We start from the raw sequence: 20,617 nt of genomic DNA on the forward strand, positions 1-20,617 counted from the left end.
GCCTACCGCTCCTCATCAGCTGCTTCAGCACCGTGCGTCGCCTTGGCAGACTGAACCGAGCACTGGTCGATAATTTCCATGGATTTAGCCACGACCTCTTCCAGCCGCTTTGAGTCCTTTCTGAGGCTCAGATAACCAATCAGCGTCTCAAAGCCGGTCGCAAGACGGTAATCTGAGGTCTGCGTATTTTTAGGTGCGCTGTGCCCCTTCTGGTTGCGCCCCTTTCGAATCATGTCGCGTTCCTCTTCCGTCAAAAAATTCTCCAGATTCTTGACAACATACGCCTGCGCCGTTGCACGCACATAGCGCGTTGACTGACGGTGAAGCAGATGAAGGCCGCCTTTGGTCTTATGAATCACGGCCATGCGGACATAGTGTTCATAGACCGCGTCCCCAATAAACGCCAGTACCAGGGGATTAGCCATCTTTAAATCCCGCATTTCCTTTTCGGTAATGCCCATCAACCCCAAAAACCGTTTCATGCTGCCGATGGTTTCCATTACCCCAGCCTCGTTTCCCACTTCATACAGATTTTCGACCGTCTGCCGGGCAGGATTCCCGGCAGACTCGCTTTTATTTCTCATCATTTGACTTTTGACCATTTTACACCTTGAGGTGTATCCTCGAGCACAATGCCCATAGCTTTAAGTTCATCCCTGATCTCATCAGATCTGGAGAAATTCTTGTTCCTTCTGGCTTCCTGACGCTCGGCGATCATGGACTCCACCTGTGCGTCAAGGCCGCCCTTTTCCCTGCCAAGAATCCCCAGAACACCTGACAGTTCCATCAGAAGTTTATAGGCATTCTCAGCGAAAGTACGGGTAGGTGCATCCTGAAGGTTGGTGTTGATGTCCCGCACGAGTTCGAAGATCGCCGAAATGCCGTCTGCAGTATTGAGGTCGTCATCCATAGCTTCAATAAAGCGCTCCTTGTGGCGTCTGAGGCCGGAGAGAATCTCGATCTCTGTGACTGTCAAAGGTGCCTCGCCGCCGGTTTCCATGGCATAGAGCAGATTCTCCTTGGCATTGTAAAGGCGCTCAAGGCCGCTTGAAGCCTGCATGATGAGTTCTTCGCTGAAATTGATTGGGTTTCTGTACTGCGCCGAGAGGATGAAAAATCTGAGAACTTCAGCTTCATACTGCGCCAGAATATCCCTGACCGTGAAGAAATTCCCTTTGGATTTGGACATTTTTTCGTTGTTGATATTGATATAGCCGTTATGCATCCAGTAATGGGCGAAAGGCTTGTCCGAATAAGCTTCGCTCTGGGCGATCTCGTTCTCATGATGAGGAAAGATCAAGTCCTGACCCCCGGCATGAATGTCAATGGTTTCACCTAAAAATTTTGTGCTCATGACGGAGCATTCAATATGCCAGCCGGGACGCCCTTCACCCCAAGGGCTGAGCCAGCTCGGTTCACCGGGCTTTTTGGCCTTCCAGAGCACAAAGTCGGCTGGATGCTTTTTTTGCTCATTTACTTCAATTCGCGCGCCTGCCTCCAGATCATCAAGGCTCTGACCGGAAAGCTTGCCGTAAGTCTCGAACGTCGACGTGTCATAGTACACATCTCCGCCCGAAACGTAGGCATTGCCTTTTTCAATCAGCTTTTCAACATAAGCGATTATGTCCGGAATGGTATCAGTCACCTTTGGATGATGTGTAGCCCTTCGAATGCCCAGCGCATCAGCGTCCTTGAAGTATTCTTCAATGTATTTCTCACTGATTTCCAGACTCTCCAGACCTTCTTCCTGAGCGCGTCTGATGATTTTATCATCTACATCTGTAAAATTCTGAACATAATTGACCTCATAACCCCTGTATTCCATATAGCGTCTGAACGTGTCGAAAATCAGGAATGGTCGCGCGTTGCCAATATGAAAAAAGTTATAGACCGTTGGTCCACAGACGTACATGCGGATTTTGCCTTCTTCAATGGGGACAAACTCTTCCTTTTTTCGGGTAAGGCTGTTGTACAGCTTCATCTGATCTTCACCCCTTTACGAAAGTCTTGCAATGGCGTCTTCAACCCTTGAAATCAGGCGCTTTTTCCCAAGGATCGTCATCAGATCCACCATTTCCGGTCCATGAAGCTGTCCGGAAATCGCGGCGCGGATTGGCATGAAGAGCGCCTTTCCTTTAAAGCCGGTCGCCGTCTGGACATCCTTGAAAACTTGTTTGGCAAACACAGGATCCACTGTATCAGCGGCTTCAACCAGACCTTTGAAGACACCCAGCATCTCCACCACATGTGGCTGCTTCAACATTTCAAGTGTTTCCTCGTCTTCCGGCTCAACCGTTTTAGCCCTGAACAGCGGCACAAGATCCGTGCTCTGCGCCAGGTAATTCATGGAATCCTTCGAAATACGTACGATGTCAGCCGCAAAAGCACGACCGTGCTCGCAGCCCGGATCGACATAACCCTTTTCTATAAAGTATGGCATACAATAATCTACCAGAGTCTCCAGCGGCATTTCCTTAATATAGAGACTATTCATCCAGTTCAGTTTTTGGACATCAAAGACAGCGCCGGATTTGGACACGCGCTCTAAAGAAAACTTCTCGACCATTTCAGCCATGGACATCTTTTCTTCGTTGCCCTCCGGACTCCAGCCCAGGAGAGCGATGTAGTTGACCAGAGCTTCCGGGAGATAACCCTTACGCTGGAAGTCCTCTACGGCGACGTCGCCCTGGCGTTTGCTCAGCTTCTTCTTGTCGGGATTAAGAATGTTTGGAAGGTGAACGTGTTCCGGCGCTTTCCATCCGAATGCTTCATACAGGAAGATGTGCTTAGGCGTGGACGGCAGCCATTCCTCACCGCGTATGACATGCGTGATCCCCATATTGTGATCATCTATGACAACCGCCATGTGGTAGGTCGGAAAACCATCGGCTTTCATAAGCACTTGATCGTCCATGTCATTCGTGTTCACGGTCACACGGCCGCGTACGATGTCTTCAAAGGAAATATCGAGATCCGCCGGAAGCTTGAGACGGATGACGTGCGACTCGCCGTTTTCAATTCTGCGGCGGGCTTCCTCCAATGGAACGGAGCGGCAAAGGCCGTCATAGCGCGTGATCTTGCCCTCGATCTTTTGGGTTTCTCTGAGATCATCCAGCCTCTCCTTGCTGCAGAAGCATGGGTAAGCATGGCCGTTGTCGAGCAGCGTCTCAACATGTTGCCTGTAAATGTGAAGACGTTCAGACTGGACGTACGGACCGAACTCGCCCTTCTGAACCACCGAGCCTGCCTCGAGGAACGGACCTTCATCATGATGGAGCCCAGCCCAGTCCATAGCGGTCAGCATCCCTTCGACAGCGCCCTCAACCAGACGAGTCTGGTCGGTATCCTCAATTCTGAGAATATATTTGCCGCCGCTCTTTTTTGCAAACATAAAATTATACAGCGCAGTTCTAAGACTGCCAATATGGACATAGCCTGTCGGGCTTGGCGCGAAGCGCACTCTTACCGTCATGGTCATCCCTCCTGATTTTATCTGATTTCGATTTCTTAATCATATCATAATTAGAGGTCTTCCGGCAGCATTTTCGCGCCTTCCATGACCAGACCCATCTTTTCCATAATCCTGTCATAGCTGTCCGGTCCGTGTGGGACTGAACAGTTGGTGCAATCCTTGATGCCGTTCTTGAGATATCTGAAATTCCCGCCGCACTGATCTTTCAACAGATAAAGCGGACAAAAGCAAAACAGACAGTTATAAGTCTCTTCGGGCACACCTTTATGACAGGGAAAGAATTCACAGCTGCGATGCGTCACACGCCGGTAGTTCTGAGTTTCCAGGCCACCCCTTAGACCTTTTGAGCCCCCGTCCATTTTAATACGCCTTAGCTACGTAGACCATGTGCTTCGCCGGTTTGCCGCAGAAGTGGCAGACGGCTCCAAGGTCTTCCTGTTCAAACGGCATGCAGCGAATGGTCGCCGCCGTATCCGCCTTGATTTTGTCCTCGCATTCGCGCTCACCGCACCACATGCCCTTCGCGAAGCCGGCTGTGGTCGCCATGCGGCTTTTGAATTCTTCATAATCCTCCACGACAAAGGTCATACTGTCGCGATGATTTTTCGCCTTTTCAAACATGTCATTGTGGATAGTGTCCAGCATACCAACGACGTTGTCCGCAAATCCATCCAGAGAAATTGGCGCTTTTTCGAGGGTGTCACGTCTGGCAGCCATAGCCTGGTTGTTTTGGATGTCTCTTGGACCAATCTCGATACGAAGCGGCACGCCCTTCATTTCGTATTCATTGAACTTCCAGCCCGGTGTATAGTTGGTGTCGTCATTCAACTCAACGCGAATCCCGCGCTCAACCAGCGCCGCTTTGAGTTCATAGGCCTTGTCGAGGACACCTGGCTTGTTTTGGGCAATAGGAATGATCACAACTTGAGTTGGCGCCACACGCGGCGGCATGACCAGGCCGCGGTTGTCGCCGTGAACCATAATCAAGCCTCCGATCAGGCGCGTCGATACGCCCCAGGAGGTGTGGAACGGAAACTCCAGCTCCCCGCCTCTGCCCAGGTACTGAATTTCAAAAGCTTTAGTGAAGTGCTGACCCAAGTTGTGGGAGGTTCCGGATTGAAGGGCTTTGCCATCGTGCATCAATGCTTCAATGGTATAAGTGGCATAAGCGCCGGCGAATTTTTCCTTTTCGCTTTTTCGGCCTGATACCATTGGAATCGCGAGAAGCTCTTCCGCCATTTGTCGATAGATGTTCAGCATTTGAATCGTCTCGTCCTGTGCCTCTTCATAGGTCTCGTGAAGGGTATGACCTTCCTGCCAGAGGAACTCGGAGGTTCTCAGGAACGGCCGAGTCGACTTTTCCCAGCGGACGACGGAGCACCATTGGTTGTAGAGGTAAGGCAGGTCTCTGTAAGACTGCAGCCATTTGGAATACATTGAGCAAATAATGGTCTCTGAAGTCGGGCGCACACAAAGCCGCTCAGCGAGCTCTTCCTTGCCGCCGTGGGTCACCCAGGCAACCTCCGGCGCAAAGCCTTCGACGTGCTCTTTTTCACGGTTCAGGAGACTCTCTGGGATCAGCAGCGGGAAGTACATATTTTTGTGGCCGGTATCCTTAAACCGTTTGTCCAGGAATGCCTGGATGTTCTCCCAGATCTCGTAGCCGTAGGGGCGGATGACCATAAAGCCTTTGACCGGAGAATAATCCACCAGTTCCGTTTTCAGAATAACATCTGTATACCACTGGGCGAAGTCGTCCTCCATGCGTGTAATTTCTTTTACAAATTCCATCTCTTTCTTTGCCATGATGAGCCTCCTATGAATCTTTGTCAAAAAATTAAAAAACCGCCTCTTAAGCTAGAGGCGGAATCCGCGGTACCACTCTAATTAACACAGCCGTCATGCAGGCTCACAGGCCCCGGCGTGTTCACTTGTCCCGGCTGTAACGCGCCGGCCGCGTGCTTTTCAAGAGCATGGCTCCAAGACAGGTTCAAAGCGCCGGCCGGAGTCTTTTCACCAAGCAGACTCTCTCTGTGCAGCATAGCCATCTTTTACTGGTTCTCTTCAACACCTTATCATTATATTCCTGACATACACTATATAATAGAAAAATTGAAGCTGTCAACGGAAATTTTAGGGGGTTATCCCGTCTGCTTTTCCAATAGACAAACCGCCGTCACCGAGATGCCTTCTTCCCGGCCCTCAAAGCCGAGCCGCTCCGTCGTGGTCGCTTTGAGATTCAAATCCTCTGCCTCAAGTTGAAGGATTGGGCCCAGCGCCGACTTCATGAGCGCCATAAATGGCAGCAGTTTTGGCCGCTGCGCCGCAATAACAGCATCGACGTTGCCCACGGTGTAACCCGTCTCCCGGATCAGCGCCATGACGTGCTCAAGAAGTTTAAGACTTGAGATCCCCTTATAAGCTGGATCTGTATCCGGGAAATGCCTGCCAATGTCACCCAGCCCCGCAGCGCCCAGGAGCGCGTCCATAATGGCGTGGGTCAGCACGTCGGCATCTGAGTGGCCAAGGAGGCCTACTTCGTGGGGAATTTCCACACCGCCCAGAATCAGTTTCCTGTCCGGTACCAGCTGGTGGACGTCGTAACCAATGCCTACTTTGATCTTCAAACCGTTCCCCCCTGCTCCTTTGAAGTGCTTTTGCCGATGGTAGGGGCAATCGCCGCCAAAATCGCTTCCGCCATGACCATGTCTTCCGGCGTGGTGATCTTCAGATTGAAATAATTGCCTTTCACAAGGTGCACCCGGTGCCCCAGGCGCTCAATCAGCGCACTGTCATCCGTAGCGTCCCACCCGTTTTCCTCAGCGAGTCGATGCGCCTGTTCGAGCCAATCCCGTCTGAAGACCTGGGGAGTCTGGACGAGAAACAATCGGCTGCGGTCCGGTGTGGATTCTACCACGCCGTCTGCCGCTGCGACCTTGATAGTGTCCTTAGCCGCCACTGCCGCCACCGCCGCGCCGGTTTCAGCTGCTTTCCCGACGCAGGCACGGATGGTATCCAGACTGACAAAGGGCCTTGCGCCGTCGTGGATCAAAACAAGTGCGGCTTCTTTGGAAAGCTTCTCAAGACCCCTTCGAATCGAAGCCATGCGGTTCTCACCGCCTTCCACGCATTGAATGGGAACACCTTCCTCATTGTGAAGCTGCCTGACAAGGTCTATGTATAGCGACAATTCTCCCGCCGGAACGACGACAACGCACTCAGAGATCATGCCTGAGGCACACAGCCGCTCCACTGCATGCGCAAGAATCGTCTTGCCGCCAAGGAGCATCCTCTGTTTACTGATCCCGGCACCCATTCTGGTACCCATTCCGGCTGCCGCTACTATTGCTGCTGTTTTGAGATCCGCTTTACTCACTTCATTCACCCCATTAGAGAGGTTTGACAAAAATCATACGCCCGGCTGCGGTTTGCAGCACGCTGGTCACAAGAACCTCAAGGGTCTCGTTGATGTGGCGCTTGCCGCCCTCGACTACGATCATAGTGCCATCATCGAGATAGGCGATGCCCTGATTGGACTCCTTGCCCTCTTTGATGACGTGGACGACCATTTCCTCACCCGGCAGGACCACCGGTTTGATGGCGTTCGCCAATTCATTGATGTTCAAAACCCGAACATCCTGCAGCTCAGCGACCTTGTTTAAATTATAGTCATTGGTAACGACAAAGCCATTGATCAGTTTGGCTAGTTTGAGCAGCTTGATGTCGACTTCACTGACATCCTCAAAATTGGTTGAGACAATCTTGACCTCAATGTTGATTTCTTTTTGGATGACCTTCAGGATATCCAGGCCTCTTCTGCCGCGGTTTCGCTTCAGACTGTCCGATGAATCAGCAATATGACGCAGTTCTTCAAGAACGAACTCTGGAATGATAATGGGACCTTCGACAAACCCGGTCTTGCAAATGTCAGCAATTCGCCCGTCAATTATGACACTGGTATCCAATATTTTAGGCTTCGCCCCCCCTTGGTCTTTGGACCCGGTCGACTTGGAACCGGTGCGGCGAAACATGTCTGGCAGCCTCGAAAGATCTGCCATATTTTTTGTGGCGAGTCTGGCGCCAAGGTAGCCCAGGAAAATATACGCCAAAATAGACAAGAATCCGCTGACAAAAGGAATGGGGATAATGTTGATTGCTCCGTTGATCAGATAGGCGATCATGAGGCCCAGAATGAGTCCCACTGAACCAAAGAGCATCTGGTTCGCCGGAATTTTTTCCAGCTCTTTTTCAGTGTGCTTGGCGACGCCCATAAATCTGCGGATCAGGTAAGGCGATAGCATATAAAGGATAAAACCGATTATAAGTGCGACAACCGTTGAAAATATGACCTTAAAAGCCATATCAGACGGATTGTAATTAAAAGCGGCCCGCAGCCATTCAAAATTAAGCATTAATACGCCAAGCGCGTAACCACCGGAGACACCAAGCAGCGTCAGGGCAGCTCGAATTATTCTTTTAAGCATTTCCAACCTCCTCTCTTGTTTTTTGATTTTGAAACAAAAATCGAATAAGCTTGATTTATACTAACATATCCGTTCTTAGTCCCACTATTTGTTTTTCAGATTGTAACGAAACTTTAACATATTTTAACAAACTTCGCTATCCGAAGTTGGGTGTCAAATTTTTGAGTGCCACGAGCATGAGCTGAAGACGTGGAAAAGCGCCCCCTTTATGGCGACGCCCTAGGCAGCTCTATGTGATTAATGCACCGAGGTCTCGATCATTTTCTCAATAGCCTTTTCATCCTGCTCCATGACCAGCACAATTTCGCTGATGAGAATCTGTTTCGTATTGTTCAGCATCTTTCTTTCTCCGGTGGATAATCCTTTTTCCCGCTCCATGTGAATCAGATCCCTGACGACCATGGCAACCTCAAAAATGTCACCGGATTTCACTTTCTCCATGTTGTTCCTGTAGCGCCTGTTCCAGTTTTGCTGGAGCTCAACGCCCTCTTCTCTCAAAACGCTGAAAACCTCGTCAATAGCGTCATCCTGAATGATTTCCCGGAGGCCGATGGTTTCGACATTGTCGACCGGCAGCATGACCTTCATATTTTTGAGCGGCAATCTCAGTATAAAATACTTGCGCTTTTCACCCAAGATTTCTTTTTCCTCTACGCCCTCAATAATACCGGCGCCATGCATTGGATAAACGACCTTATCGCCAATTCTGAACATTTTTCCACCCCCCGGATCTGTGACCCTAAGGCTATTATACAACATAATACGAGTTGCGGTCAATTGAATTTAATATTCTATCATAGGGACAAAGCCAATGTCAATTACAGGATTTTAATATTTATATAGAATGTCACCAGAATGTCACCTTTCCAGTGACGGTGTGGATAGGCAGGCGACCATCGGCAGCATGGGGTCCGGGAAACAGTTCCCATTTTAGTTTTACTATGTCGGCGACCTGTGCTAGAATTGAATCAAACCAACCAACAGGTGCAGAATATTGAGGTGATCCGCATGAGCGACATTATTTATGATCAGTTTCAGAATACCGTTCAGGAAGTTCTGATCCGTCACAACAGCTTGCTTGACATCATTACGAAGCTGGATGAGTCAGGCGCGCGCGTCAACCGCGCTGCCGTTAAAACCATTACATCCTGCGGCTGTCTGAAGCTTCACGCCGAGAAACAGGATCTCCCCGAGGATGCCGATTATCTGGATATCAAGAATTATGCCGGCACTGAGCTCTCAGGCGAAATTTGCCCGGTCTGCCGCGACAAAATTGACCAGGAGATTGGCTCACACCTCTTCTACCTGGCTGCGCTGTGCAACCATTTGAACATCAGCCTTTATGATGCTTTTCTCAACGAATATAACCGCATCAAGACACTCGGGCCGTACAGCCTGTATTAAAAGAAACGTCAAAAGAAGGTACCCCAGCCCCCGGTCGTCCCCGACCGGCAGCTGCGGCACCTTCTTTTTTCCTTTGGAAGCACCGCCCAACCATCACCTCAGCGTCGCGTCCAGCGCTTCCTCAACCGTCCTGACGCCCACGATCCGAACACCCGGCGCCGGTTTTTCAAGGCCATCTAGATTTCCGGCGGGAATGACAAAGGTCTTGAACCCAAGCTTCTGACCCTCCGAAATCCTGCTTTGCACGTGGGCGACATTGCGAACCTCGCCGGTCAGGCCGACCTCGCCAAAAAACATCATCTCCGGATCGATCACAATATTCTTGAAGCTCGACGCCAGCGCAATGATGATGCCCAGATCCGCAGCGGGCTCGTCGATGCGGATGCCGCCCACCACATTGATATAACTGTCCTGGTCCTGAAGCTGCATGCCAATTTTCTTCTCGAGTACCGCAATCAGCATGATCACCTTGTTGTAATCGACGCCTATAGCCGTTCTGCGAGGGGCGGAGAAGCCGGAGTGGCAAACGAGGGCCTGGATTTCCACAAGCATGGGCCGTGTCCCCTCCATGGTGCCTACGACTACGGAGCCTGAGGCTTCATCCCGTTTTTCCGAAATAAAAAGCTTCGAGGGATTGGAGACGCCAATCAGTCCCTGATTCGTCATTTCGAAGACGCCTATTTCGTTCGTCGAGCCAAAGCGGTTCTTGACGGAGCGCAGCAGCCTGTAAGTGTTGAAGCGCTCGCCCTCGAAGTAGAGGACCGTGTCCACCATGTGCTCCAGGACCTTTGGCCCCGCTATGGCGCCTGACTTGGTGACATGTCCCACAATAAAGGTGGAGAGTCCCTCGCGTTTCGCAGTCTTCATCAGAGACGCGGTGCACTCCCTGACCTGGGAGACGCTGCCTGGTGCTGACTGAATGTCCGAGCGGAACATGGTCTGAATGGAGTCCACGATCAGCACATCCGGTCTCAGGGTATCCACGGTGTTCATGATGGCTTCAAGATCGTTTTCCGAGATAATGTAGAGGGATTCTGAAGCAACACCCGTCCGGTCTGCCCTCAGCTTGGTCTGCTTGACGCTCTCTTCTCCGGAGACATAGAGAACTTTTTTCTTTGTAAAGGCAATTCTGTCTGCCATTTGAATCAACATGGTCGACTTCCCAATGCCGGGATCTCCGCCCACCAGGACGAGGGAACCCCGGACCACGCCGCCGCCCAGCACATTGTCCAGCTCCCGGATGCCGGTCGTATAACGGTCTTCCCGGTCCACAGACACATCGATCAGCCTGATGGGCTTCGCGGAATCAGAAATGCGCCCCTGTGCAGTGGTTTTTGGCGATTCTGCTCTGACATACTCTTCCACATAGCTGTTCCAGGCGCCGCACTCCGTGCAGCGTCCGACCCACTTCGGAGACTGCGCGCCGCAATTTTGACAGACATGGATGGTTTTATTTTTAGACATAGGTTCCTCCCAGGGCGGGCTTGACTGAGAGACCCGCCTCTTACATTATAACCTGCCGGGCGGCGAAAAATAAAGCGGGATCCAGATTAAGGGACCCCGCTTTTGACTTTTGTCGACGGTCTTTATGGTTTGTCTCTTAGTGATTGTTCTTTTCGGCTTTGGATTCCTCGACAATCTTGATGGCCAGCTGCATAGGCACTTCCTCATAGCGGTTGAACTCCATGCTGAAATAGCCGCGTGCCTGGGTCATGGATCTGAGGTCAGTGGCGTACTTGAACATTTCCGCTTCAGGCGCTTCCGCATAGACCTTTTGGTAGCCCATTTCGTCCGGCTCCATGCCGAGAATGCGTCCGCGGCGTTTGTTCATGTCGCCCATGATGTCACCCATGTATTCATCCGGCACAAAGATGGTGATGCGCATGATTGGCTCAAGGAGAATTGGCTGGGCGATCTCCATGCCCTTTTTGAAGGCGATGTGGGCCGCGAGCTTAAAGGCCATTTCGTTGGAGTCGACCGGGTGGTAGGAGCCGTCAACCAGCGTTGCTTTGATGTTGACGACCGGGAAACCGGCCAGGATGCCTTTTTCCATTGCCTCCCGGAGGCCCTTCTCAACAGCCGGTACATAGTTCTTCGGCACTGATCCGCCGAAGATTTTCTCTTCAAAGATGAACGGCTCGGTAGAGTGCTCAAACTTGATGTGGACGTCGCCAAACTGACCGGCGCCGCCTGTCTGCTTCTTGTGTCGGCCCTGAACGGTGACATTGCCTTTAATGGTTTCTCTGTAAGGAATCTTCTGGTCGATCATGTTGACGTCGACGCCAAAGGTGTTCTTGAGCTTGTTGACGATAATGCCGAGCTGCATGTTGCCCTGACCGCCAATCAGCAGCTGCTTCGTCTCGTTGTTCCTGCTGACGAGGAAGGACGGATCCTCCTCAGAAAGGCGCTGCAAGGACGCGCTGATCTTTTCTTCGTCGCCTTGAGCCTTCGGCTCTACCGCCATAAACAGACACGGCTTAGGCAGATTGATGCCGGTGTATTTGATAGGCTGAGTCTTGTCGCAAAGGGTATCGCCAGACTCCGTCAATGTCAGCTTCGCGGTTGCCCCAATATCACCGGCATTGATGTGATCGACTTCCAGCTGGCTTTTGCCTCTCATCAGGAAGACAGGACCTATTTTCTCAGTCTCTTCCTTGTTGGCGTTGAGGAGTTCAAGGTCGCGCTTAAGTTTGCCGGAATAGACTTTGAACAGAGAAATCTTGCCCACAAACGGGTCGACAATGGTTTTGAAGACGAATGCAGATACCGGCTCAGCGTCATCCACTTTACGGGAGACTTCCTCTCCTGTCAAAGGATTGACGCCCACTGTAACGCCCCCATCCATATCTTTTGGCGTCGGAAGGTAGTCATAGATCATGTTGAGCAATGTATGAATACCGATTCTGTTTTCAGCAGAACCAATCAGAACCGGGACGATTTCGTTGTTAATGACGCCTTTTCTGAGGCCGGCGTGAATCTCTTCCGTGGTGAATTCGTCACCGCCGAAATATTTTTCCATGAGCGCTTCATCACTTTCAGCGACGGATTCGATGATCATATCGCGAAATGGCTTGATGCGCGGTTCCATGTCAGCCGGCACCGATATGTCGATACACTCTTTTCCAGTGTATTCTCTGCCGATCAGATCGACGACGTTGACGAAGCCTTTGAATTCATTTTGCTCGCCTAACGGAATACAGAACGGCGCGATTTTCTTTCCAAATTTATCCTTGAGATCTCGGATCAATTTGACATAATCAATATTTTCTTTGTCCATTTTGTTGATGAAGATGATCTTTGGCATATTGCGTTTCTCTGTGAACGTCCAGGCTTTTTCTGTGCCGACTTCAATGCCGGAGCCCGCGTCCATAACGATCACCGCGCCGCCCGCAACTCTCAGCGCGCTGAACTGGTCGCCGACAAAATCAAAGTATCCCGGCGTGTCCAGGAAATTATACTTCGACTCATTCCATTCTACAGGAATGACACTGGTACCAATTGAAAACTGACGAGAGATTTCTTCTTTGTCAAAATCTGAAACAGTATTGCCTTCCGTGACTTTTCCCATGCGTTTGGTAACGCCTAGTGAAAAAAGAATCGCTTCCGTCAAAGTCGTTTTGCCACAGCCGCCGTGGCCGAGCAACGCAACGTTGCGAATTCTGTCAACACTGTAATTCTTCATGTGATTCTCCCCGCTTTCTGATGTGTTGGATTTTGTGCGTCCGTGTTAAATTCTACATTACATCTCAAATTCCTTTTTTTCATCAATTCATTTTTTTAATATTGTGATAATTGTAAAAAATCAGTATGCACTGTCTATACCCAATTTTGTGATCCCTACCAACAAACTTTCACCAATGTTATAATGATAAAAATGTTTGAAGATGGAGGAGAGCTATGAGGCGCTTTGACGAACGCGATATCCCTTTTGCCCGCTTTAACTACGAACAGGATTCCGAGGTCTTTGACGACTACTACCGCAGACACCCTGAGAAACTTGAACGGGATCTGCGAATCCGCTCGCTCCCCCAGTTATGCTCAGAAGGGACTATGACTTGGAATCCGCTGATGAGTCCGGTCGCAGACGCTATTTTTAAATTTTTGGGCGACCTCAATCCGCTGTCTGAACAGCCAGTGCGCCGGGAAACCCCATTGCCGGTCGATCCGGCACTTCTGACAAAAAAGGTCAAGGCGCTCGCAAAGCATTTGGGCGTGCAGGATGTCGGAATGACGTGTCTGAAAGACGAACACCTCTATTCGCACCGCGGCAGAAAGGCAGAGCACTACGGTGAGCCCGTCGTTCTCGATCACACTTATGCCATTGCCTTTACTATCGAGATGAATGAAGATATGATTGACCGATCCCCTCAGCTTGAGGAGGTCATCGAAACCAGTACCGGCTATCTCAAGGCCGGCATTGCCGGCATGATCCTCTCCTACTGGCTGAGAGAACTCGGTTACGACGCCCGCAACCACATGGACGGCAACTATCTGCTGGTGGCGCCGCTGGTGGCCGTAGAGTCAGGACTGGGCGAAATTGGACGAATGGGACTTCTGACGACTCGAAAGAGCGGGCCCCGAGTCCGGCTGGGCATTGTCACGACGAACGCCGAGTTAGTCCCTGATGCACCGGACACCTTTGGACTTGATGCATTCTGCGAAATTTGCGGAAAGTGCCAGATGACTTGCCCGGGTAAAGCCATTCCCCTAGAAAAGAATGCGGTCTACGAAGGGCAGGCCTACTGGAAGATCGACCACGATAATTGTTATGAGCGCTGGAGGAGCCTGGGAACCGACTGCGGCATCTGCCTGTCGACATGCCCGTTCAGCCATGGCATTGAATTTCCGGACAGCGGCAGTTTTGAAGGGCGTCCGGAGGCGATTCGGGAGGCGCTGGCAGCCTCTCAGGAAAAATACGGCATGCGCCGCTATATCCGGGAACCTCTTGAGCTCATGAAGTAAGTGCTTAAAAAAGGCGCGAACGCGGATTGTCCTGTCCCTTGACAATCTGCGTTCGCGCCTTCGTTCTTCAGTTAATATTCAAGAGGAAATCTCTCTGAATCTGCTCGGCAGCAAACGTCCTTACTCTGCATCCACCAAGGCTTGCAGCGCCGTTTTAACCGTTTCAAAGTCCAGGTCCTGCTCCGTGCAGAAGGTCTTGATGACCGTCAGAGGATTTGGCATTTCTGACCCAAGAGCCCGTTCAAGATCCGCTTCGCTGACGCCGGCGTCAAGCACTTCTCTGAAAGTGGTTTTTCCTTTGATCAGCAAATCTGCTGCTGCAGCGTTGCCATCAGCCTCACCAGAAATCGGCGTTTCTACAGTGCTTTGTTCAGCGCTCTCTTCAGTCGTGACACTGCCAGCTTCGACAGCCGGAATCTCGACCGCAATCGACTTAAGCGCTTCCGCTGCTTCTCCCGCAACTTTTCCTTCCTCGATCAGAAGCGCCACTGCCGGCTGAGGCAGATAGACTTCTTCAGTAAGTTCATAGGGCAGTCCGGTGTATAAGGCTACAAAATATCGAACAGAGCCCGTTCCCACCTCAGTTCCCGCCTCAGCGAGAGCTTCATACATAGTTTCCAGTGATTTCAGCTGGAAACCCTCAGATTCCGCCGGATCGACGCCAAAAGCCTCTGCCAATATCTCAGACTCGATATCAAACGCCGCTTCCACATCCCCAAAGCTGTAAGACCCGCGGATATCCGCTGGATCTGCCTCGCCTGCGAATTCTCCGGTTGAAATCACAGCCGGCGTTTTCGTACTCTCTGTTTGCCAATAGCCAAGGGCGTCAGAGATCAAAACCGACCCAAACATAATGCCCACCGCGACAACGCCAAGCATCCAGGCTCTCATCTTCATTTCGCGTCACCACCCAACACCTTGAGCTCTACCGTCGCAGGCACCGGGCAGTGATATTCCGATGTACACTCCAGGCAGGAAATACACTGATGGTCTTTGACGACTTCCATCCCAGATACTCTGATCCCCATCGGACAAGCCCTGTCACAAGCTCCGCAGTCAATGCAGGTGGAGGTTGCCCGGCGAATCCTGAAAATCCGGATCTTGTTGGAAAGCCCCAAAACTGCGCCGTATGGGCAGGCATATTTGCACCAAGGCCGCTCCGTGATCAGAGACAGGAGCGCCGTCGCTCCGAGCACTGCGAGAGCCGCCGGCGCGAGCTCCTCCGACCAGAGGTTGAAGAGCGCGTAATAGGGATCCACATCCTGAAAAATAAGTTTTCCGGTGACCGCTGTTTGATAGATCACCCAGGCCAGAACCGCATAGCGGAAGTATCGCAGAACACCGTCCACCTCAGAAGGTATGTATTTGCCAAACCGTTTACCGGTCAGCTTTCTTCCAAGCTTTGAAATCCACTCCTGAAACGTCCCCAGCGGACAAATCCAGCCACAGAGTACCGGACCGGCCAGAACTGCCAGCACGAACGCCGCCGCCATCAGCACAAAAGCAGACTCGTGAATCTTTTGAACGAAGGTACCCACTGCGAAAAACTGGTAAAGTGAAACGACGCCGCCAAAAGGGCAGATCGCGTGCAGTGACGCCTGAGGCCAGAAGGGGATCGACTTTCCGCTTTCCTCAAGCAGGTGGTTGAGACTGGTGATCAGAACAAAGATGAAAAAAAATCCCTGAATCCATGGCCGAACTTTAACCGCCTTGTTCCGGCTTGCTGCGTTGTTGGTATGCACAGACATGGGAATGCCTCCTCACAAGTTGTCAAACAAGGCCCGCTTTGGATGCAGCCTCGTAAACCTTACTATGACTTTACGCCACAATTGTGAAGAAAAAATGAAAATTGACCGCCGTCTCCATAAATTTTACAACATAATGTGTTAAGTGCCGCGTCCATCGGCAAAAGGTCTTAAAAACGTTCTGCCGATGGTCGCCTGAGCTTCAAACCGCCAGAATCCCAGCCATGGTGACAACCTCCAGCCCCATGCGCCTCCAGGCCTCCGCGATCTTGCGAAGTCCAATAGAGTCCGACGCCATGTGCCCAGCGATAATCACATTGCCGTAGCCCTGTTCCTCAACCGCCTTCTTGACGTCCTCTGGCATGTGCATTGCAATAATCGTCCCCACGCCGGCATCGAAGTAGGCCTTGTAAACCTCTGCCCCGCCGTTCGTGCCGCCTGCCATCAGAACGGCGATTTTTCCGGCATAATCCTTTTCGGAACCCACTCGGATCACCGGTCCGGCCGGCGCGTTGGCGTATGCCTCCATCCCTTTGAGAAAATCCATCACCTCTCCAAGGGTCGCCTTGGGCTCGCTGCCGAAGCGCTGGTCCAGCATGGTCTGGACTTCGTTCTCAGTCATCAGATCCGCGGGCATATGCACATTGAAGTAGGCCAGATCGAGAAGCCTCGCCGCACTGGCAGTGCGGTCGTAGTTGCTGACCTGCATGCCTATATCCACGCTGAGCTGCTTTTTCCTGAGTGCCTTTTGCGCCCGGTTGATAGGCACACCAAAGCTTACCATTTTGTCAATCTGAATCTCCATGACCTTGGCAAAATCGATCATGGCACTGCCCGCATGGGGATGATGGCTCACGACGCAGTCGAAGCCCAAATGCTTTGCCAGCAGCAGCTCCTGGGTTTCCATATCTATGCCGAACAGCACCCGGCGGACATCGTCGCCAGCTGTGATGATTTGAGAGTCGCAGGGCAATGCCTCAAGGCCTGCGAGCTCGAGGGCTTTTTGAACAAGATCCTGGGTTGTAATGGTCGCTTTCTGCATTTGATATTCCTCCTCGTGGTAGTCGCTAAAAAAATCCCCCGACAACCGCTTGTCAGGGGGAAAGGATTTATAAAAAGAGAGGTGTTAGCGAACCGGACACGCGCCGCTCTCACAGCCATCTGTGCCAATGTCAAAGACAGTTTCCTGCTTTTCATATTTGGCGATCAGAGATGGCCTAAACGGCTGCATGGCTTGTACACGGCGGTCGAATTCATTTTCTTCGATTGCTTCATAAGGAAGCAGCTCGTAGAAGTTGTCCTCCAGGGACAGGAACGACAGCGCCATGACGTCGTCCCAATTGTTCCAGACCCATTCCTCAACCGCTTCCCACTCATGGTTTCGGACGTGAATTGTGATGGAACAGTTGTGGTCGACATAGTTTTCCATAAAGAGTTTATAAATCTCAAGTTGCTCAAGGGCCGAAACCTCATACTTGGTTTTGCCGATAGGCGCCTTGACCGGAAACTCAATGACTTTCGTCGAACATGTCTCCAGATCCTGGCCAACCTCCGGGAATACCGGATAATTGAGCTCCTCGCAAACTTTAACCAACGGATCATCCGCACTGATCCGAACGCGACGGATATAGTACGGCGAGTGAGAGAAGTGAACGCCACTGGAGACTGTAGGCAGCTGGCTCAAAGTCCCTTCCGGCTTGATGGTCGTCACCAGGATTGGCACACGTCCGCCAAGTTCAACCGCGTAAACTTCAACTTCTTTCTTTGCCACCGAGCGGAGTTTGCGAAGAAGATCCGCTTGCTGCTCGACTGTCATCTGGGTCGCGTTGACCATGTCCTGCCAGCCTGTAAGCGAGCAGCCGACGAGTTTGTCTCTCTGCTGTACCGCGTCCCAGGTTGGGATTTCGAGCTCAACGCAAGTCATTCTGTAACCCGCCTTCGCCGACAGTCGCTGGGCTTTGAACAGACCGTTGTAATCCAGTGTGCCGTCAGGCCGTACAAACGCAAATACGTTGACCGTCGTGAGATTACATAAGCCCTTGTTGTCCAGCAGGATCTCCCCGCACGGGTTGACCCCGTTGAAGTTTGGTCTGCGCTTGGCGCCCGCTTCCGCGTTTACCCAGCCCGGTTCACCGGAATATCGCATGCGGTCGATTTGCCATCTGAGGCGCTCACGGCTCGGTTTTCTCGTATAGTAGATTGAGTTATTGCTCATTTGCCTATGGATAATATCCTTGTCCACAACCCACTGACCGTCAATCTGCTTGTAAAGGTTGGATTTGGCATCGATACATTCCTCGTCATCCTGATCGATCAACAGAATTTCCGCTGTTCTTCTGACACCGCCGACCACGACATTCTCACCGATGATATTGGCAATATCCAGGCAATCCAGCGGCTTGAGCTTGACGCGCTTTCTTTCATCCAGCGCTCCGTCGCGAAGTCCAGCCTTCTTGATGGCTTTGTTGATTTTCTCAAACATATTCTTCAGGCTGATATGGCCGCTTGCCGTACCGCCGAAACTCTTGAGCTTCTCGCCTTTAGGCCGCACATGGTCATAGTCGATGATAATCGTCTTAATGTTGCGGTACTCATTGCTGTACAAAATCTTGAAGAAATAGTCGATCGACTGAACCCAGCCTTCCTTGCTGTCACCCACTGTAATTTTGACTGTGTGGTTGTAGAAATACTCAAGGCTGGTGGAATCTTCGCGCTCTGACATTGAGATCGCGCTGTAGTCTTTGTGGATCAATTCAAAGTCCGTGCGAACCTTTGGAAGCTGTGCGATATCCTCTTTTAGAATTCTAACCCCTACGCCGGAGCCAATCATGAGAAGGTAGAAAACATCCCTGAACGCCTCAAAGCTGTCGATAATCTGGAAGGAACAGTTGAAGTTCGCCATAGGATAATTCTTGGCAACGCTTGTGTTCCCCACCCAGAAGGTTCTGCCTGATAAAAACTGACGCAGGTAAAAGATGTTGTCGAAGAGCTCTTCCGCTTCCGCCCGGGTCGTCGGGACCAGGCTGCAGTTGTATTCTACAGAGCGTCGTACCGTTTCCCACCAGTACTCACGACGTTTTTCCTCCGGCAGCCATCTGGAATAAGTCCGGTAGTAAACGAAGCTGCCCAGCTGATTCATAGGGCTGTCAAGGTGCTTGTAGCGGCTGATGAATTCATCCGTGAGCAAGCGGCTGTCCGTCTTGCGGATCTCCCTGGTCTTGCTCTGCTCGTTTCTGTAAATAATATACTGCTTGGCGACGTCCTTGCGAGGACTATCCATCAAGTATGTTTCCACCAAATCCTGAATCTCTTCTACTTCCATAGGGAGACCGCTGCCAGCAGCAACCGCCTCTATGCGCTTGGCGATTTCAAGGCTTAGTTCGGAGTCAATGCCGAGTTCAGTCTCCTTCATAGCCATCTCAATTGCCCTTTGGATCTTTTCAGGCTTGAACTCAACCACCGCTTTGTTCCGCTTCATTACTTTTGTCACGTCTGGTTCCTCCCTATGAGCTGCAGGTATTATTTTGTCTATATATTGTATAATTATTTGCTTTTGTTGCTTCTAGACACTAGATATTGTACCACTCCAAGATGGCGAGCGCAATATTCAGATGCTCAGCATCTCCATTATTTCTCTCGCCGTATCCAAAACATAGCCCCCTGCCCGATAGTCCCGCATCATCACAATGCGTTTAAGCTGGTCCTCGCTCTGCTCCAAGTCCCGGATGACTTTTGGCCTTTCCACAAAAACCCCCAAAGGATTACCCTGATCATCCAGCGGCACAATGGTGGGGATTCGCGCCTTGATGCCATCACCGAGACCTATAATCACTTCTTCATTGCCATCCCTTGGCTGCACCCTGACTTCCAATATTTTTACCTGTTTCATTATGCCCGCAAGCGCTGCGGCATTGATGACGCAGTCAGGACACCACAGCTCTCCAAAAAACAGAATGCGCATTGGCATCTCAGGTGTCTCAATCCAGGTGAAATCTGTTTTTTCCAGTATATCAAGGATTGTTTTTCTCTGATCCGCGTCTGCGCTTTGAAGAAATTTATCGAAAGAAAGTCCGTGTTCGAACAGGTTTTCCAAAGAGGTTTCAAACTCATGCGAATGTGTCACAGCAAGCCCTCCCACTATATATTGTATCTACTCGTCTATCATATCACTATATGCGGTGATCCACAATAGAAAAGACTGAAGAAAGGAGCGAAACTGGGTGTCTGACACCGAGTTTCTTTTTGAGGAAACTGGGTGTTTGACACCGAGTTTCGTCCTGTTATGCAATAAAAAACGGACATCTGCGTAATGCAAATGTCCGTTTTTTGTTACCCGGCGACGACTTACTCTCCCAGGGGGCTGCCCCCCAAGTACCATCAGCGATGAAAGGCTTAACTTCTGTGTTCGAGATGGGAACAGGTGTGGCCCTTTCTCTATAGTCACCGGATCGTTAGCTTCAAGAGGCGGCAAACTTGCCTTGCGCTCTGATCTAACCAAGTCTGAAAGTATGATTCACACCTTCAAAACCGCATACGGAAGATTACTCTAA

18 protein-coding genes, 1 rRNA gene and 1 other annotated feature are annotated in these 20,617 nt (G+C 51.0%); of the genes, 2 read left to right on the top strand and 17 right to left on the bottom strand.

The genetic code is table 11. The features are described from left to right. Positions 1 to 2: 2 nt before the first annotated feature. The 9 genes from AC4PHM_RS11010 to AC4PHM_RS11050 all read right to left on the bottom strand — a co-directional run bounded on the left by AC4PHM_RS11010 (position 3) and on the right by AC4PHM_RS11050 (position 8,670). On the bottom strand, positions 3 to 587 hold the full coding sequence (locus AC4PHM_RS11010) for a Mini-ribonuclease 3 (protein ID WP_492017813.1): 585 nt from the start codon (positions 585 to 587) through the stop codon (positions 3 to 5). Continuing rightward, on the bottom strand, positions 584 to 1,981 hold the full coding sequence (gene cysS, locus AC4PHM_RS11015) for a cysteine--tRNA ligase (RefSeq protein ID WP_492017814.1): 1,398 nt from the start codon (positions 1,979 to 1,981) through the stop codon (positions 584 to 586). Before cysS ends, AC4PHM_RS11010 begins: the two co-directional genes overlap by 4 nt. A 15-nt stretch (positions 1,982 to 1,996) precedes the next feature. Continuing rightward, on the bottom strand, positions 1,997 to 3,472 hold the full coding sequence (gltX, locus tag AC4PHM_RS11020) for a glutamate--tRNA ligase (RefSeq protein WP_492017815.1): 1,476 nt from the start codon (positions 3,470 to 3,472) through the stop codon (positions 1,997 to 1,999). 50 nt (positions 3,473 to 3,522) lie between these two features. After that, a complete protein-coding gene (locus tag AC4PHM_RS11025) occupies positions 3,523 to 3,831 on the bottom strand; it encodes a cysteine-rich small domain-containing protein (RefSeq protein WP_492017816.1) in 309 nt (102 codons plus the stop codon). 1 nt (position 3,832) lies between these two features. Continuing rightward, positions 3,833 to 5,278, bottom strand: a complete 1,446-nt coding sequence (gene proS / locus AC4PHM_RS11030; protein WP_492017817.1) for a proline--tRNA ligase — start codon at positions 5,276 to 5,278, stop codon at positions 3,833 to 3,835. A 50-nt stretch (positions 5,279 to 5,328) separates the two neighbouring features. Then, positions 5,329 to 5,549, bottom strand: a binding site (T-box leader). A 64-nt stretch (positions 5,550 to 5,613) separates the two neighbouring features. Next, positions 5,614 to 6,093 carry a 2-C-methyl-D-erythritol 2,4-cyclodiphosphate synthase gene (ispF, locus tag AC4PHM_RS11035; protein ID WP_492020500.1) on the bottom strand — a complete coding sequence of 160 codons (480 nt, stop codon included), beginning with the start codon at positions 6,091 to 6,093 and terminating at the stop codon, positions 5,614 to 5,616. A gap of 2 nt (positions 6,094 to 6,095) precedes the next feature. Beyond that, positions 6,096 to 6,848, bottom strand: a complete 753-nt coding sequence (gene ispD, locus AC4PHM_RS11040; protein ID WP_492017818.1) for a 2-C-methyl-D-erythritol 4-phosphate cytidylyltransferase — start codon at positions 6,846 to 6,848, stop codon at positions 6,096 to 6,098. Positions 6,849 to 6,861: 13 nt separating this feature from the next. Beyond that, positions 6,862 to 7,956 (bottom strand): PIN/TRAM domain-containing protein, encoded by a 1,095-nt coding sequence (locus AC4PHM_RS11045; protein ID WP_492017819.1) that lies wholly within the window; start codon positions 7,954 to 7,956, stop codon positions 6,862 to 6,864. A gap of 237 nt (positions 7,957 to 8,193) precedes the next feature. Continuing rightward, positions 8,194 to 8,670, bottom strand: a complete 477-nt coding sequence (locus AC4PHM_RS11050; protein WP_291400517.1) for a CarD family transcriptional regulator — start codon at positions 8,668 to 8,670, stop codon at positions 8,194 to 8,196. A 294-nt stretch (positions 8,671 to 8,964) separates the two neighbouring features. Here AC4PHM_RS11050 and AC4PHM_RS11055 point away from each other — a divergent pair, with 294 nt between their 5' ends. Continuing rightward, on the top strand, positions 8,965 to 9,360 hold the full coding sequence (locus AC4PHM_RS11055; RefSeq protein WP_492017820.1) for a DUF1573 domain-containing protein: 396 nt from the start codon (positions 8,965 to 8,967) through the stop codon (positions 9,358 to 9,360). Between the two features lie 93 nt (positions 9,361 to 9,453). Here the strand turns inward: AC4PHM_RS11055 and radA are convergent, their stop codons facing one another. Beyond that, positions 9,454 to 10,824: a DNA repair protein RadA gene (gene radA / locus AC4PHM_RS11060; protein WP_492017822.1), complete on the bottom strand. Its 1,371-nt coding sequence runs from the start codon at positions 10,822 to 10,824 to the stop codon at positions 9,454 to 9,456. Positions 10,825 to 10,960: 136 nt separating this feature from the next. Further along, positions 10,961 to 13,042 carry an elongation factor G gene (gene fusA, locus AC4PHM_RS11065; protein ID WP_492017823.1) on the bottom strand — a complete coding sequence of 694 codons (2,082 nt, stop codon included), beginning with the start codon at positions 13,040 to 13,042 and terminating at the stop codon, positions 10,961 to 10,963. A gap of 215 nt (positions 13,043 to 13,257) precedes the next feature. Between fusA and AC4PHM_RS11070 the strand changes: the two genes are divergently transcribed. Beyond that, positions 13,258 to 14,322 carry a 4Fe-4S dicluster domain-containing protein gene (locus AC4PHM_RS11070; RefSeq protein WP_492017824.1) on the top strand — a complete coding sequence of 355 codons (1,065 nt, stop codon included), beginning with the start codon at positions 13,258 to 13,260 and terminating at the stop codon, positions 14,320 to 14,322. 120 nt (positions 14,323 to 14,442) lie between these two features. On the opposite strand, the gene AC4PHM_RS11075 is transcribed toward AC4PHM_RS11070, so the two are convergent. From AC4PHM_RS11075 to rrf, 6 genes are all read right to left on the bottom strand, one after another. Beyond that, on the bottom strand, positions 14,443 to 15,219 hold the full coding sequence (locus tag AC4PHM_RS11075) for a hypothetical protein (protein WP_492017825.1): 777 nt from the start codon (positions 15,217 to 15,219) through the stop codon (positions 14,443 to 14,445). After that, positions 15,216 to 16,070: a 4Fe-4S binding protein gene (locus AC4PHM_RS11080; protein WP_492017826.1), complete on the bottom strand. Its 855-nt coding sequence runs from the start codon at positions 16,068 to 16,070 to the stop codon at positions 15,216 to 15,218. Before AC4PHM_RS11080 ends, AC4PHM_RS11075 begins: the two co-directional genes overlap by 4 nt. 199 nt (positions 16,071 to 16,269) lie before the next feature. Next, on the bottom strand, positions 16,270 to 17,109 hold the full coding sequence (locus AC4PHM_RS11085; protein ID WP_492017827.1) for a hypothetical protein: 840 nt from the start codon (positions 17,107 to 17,109) through the stop codon (positions 16,270 to 16,272). An 84-nt stretch (positions 17,110 to 17,193) separates the two neighbouring features. Next, positions 17,194 to 19,557 carry a ribonucleoside-triphosphate reductase, adenosylcobalamin-dependent gene (nrdJ, locus tag AC4PHM_RS11090; protein ID WP_492017828.1) on the bottom strand — a complete coding sequence of 788 codons (2,364 nt, stop codon included), beginning with the start codon at positions 19,555 to 19,557 and terminating at the stop codon, positions 17,194 to 17,196. 117 nt (positions 19,558 to 19,674) lie between these two features. After that, positions 19,675 to 20,190 (bottom strand): thioredoxin family protein, encoded by a 516-nt coding sequence (locus tag AC4PHM_RS11095; protein WP_492017829.1) that lies wholly within the window; start codon positions 20,188 to 20,190, stop codon positions 19,675 to 19,677. Between the two features lie 208 nt (positions 20,191 to 20,398). After that, positions 20,399 to 20,515 (bottom strand): 5S ribosomal RNA (rrf, locus tag AC4PHM_RS11100). Positions 20,516 to 20,617: the final 102 nt, after the last annotated feature.

It is taken from the genome of Acidaminobacter sp. QWL-03, from assembly GCF_058683855.1.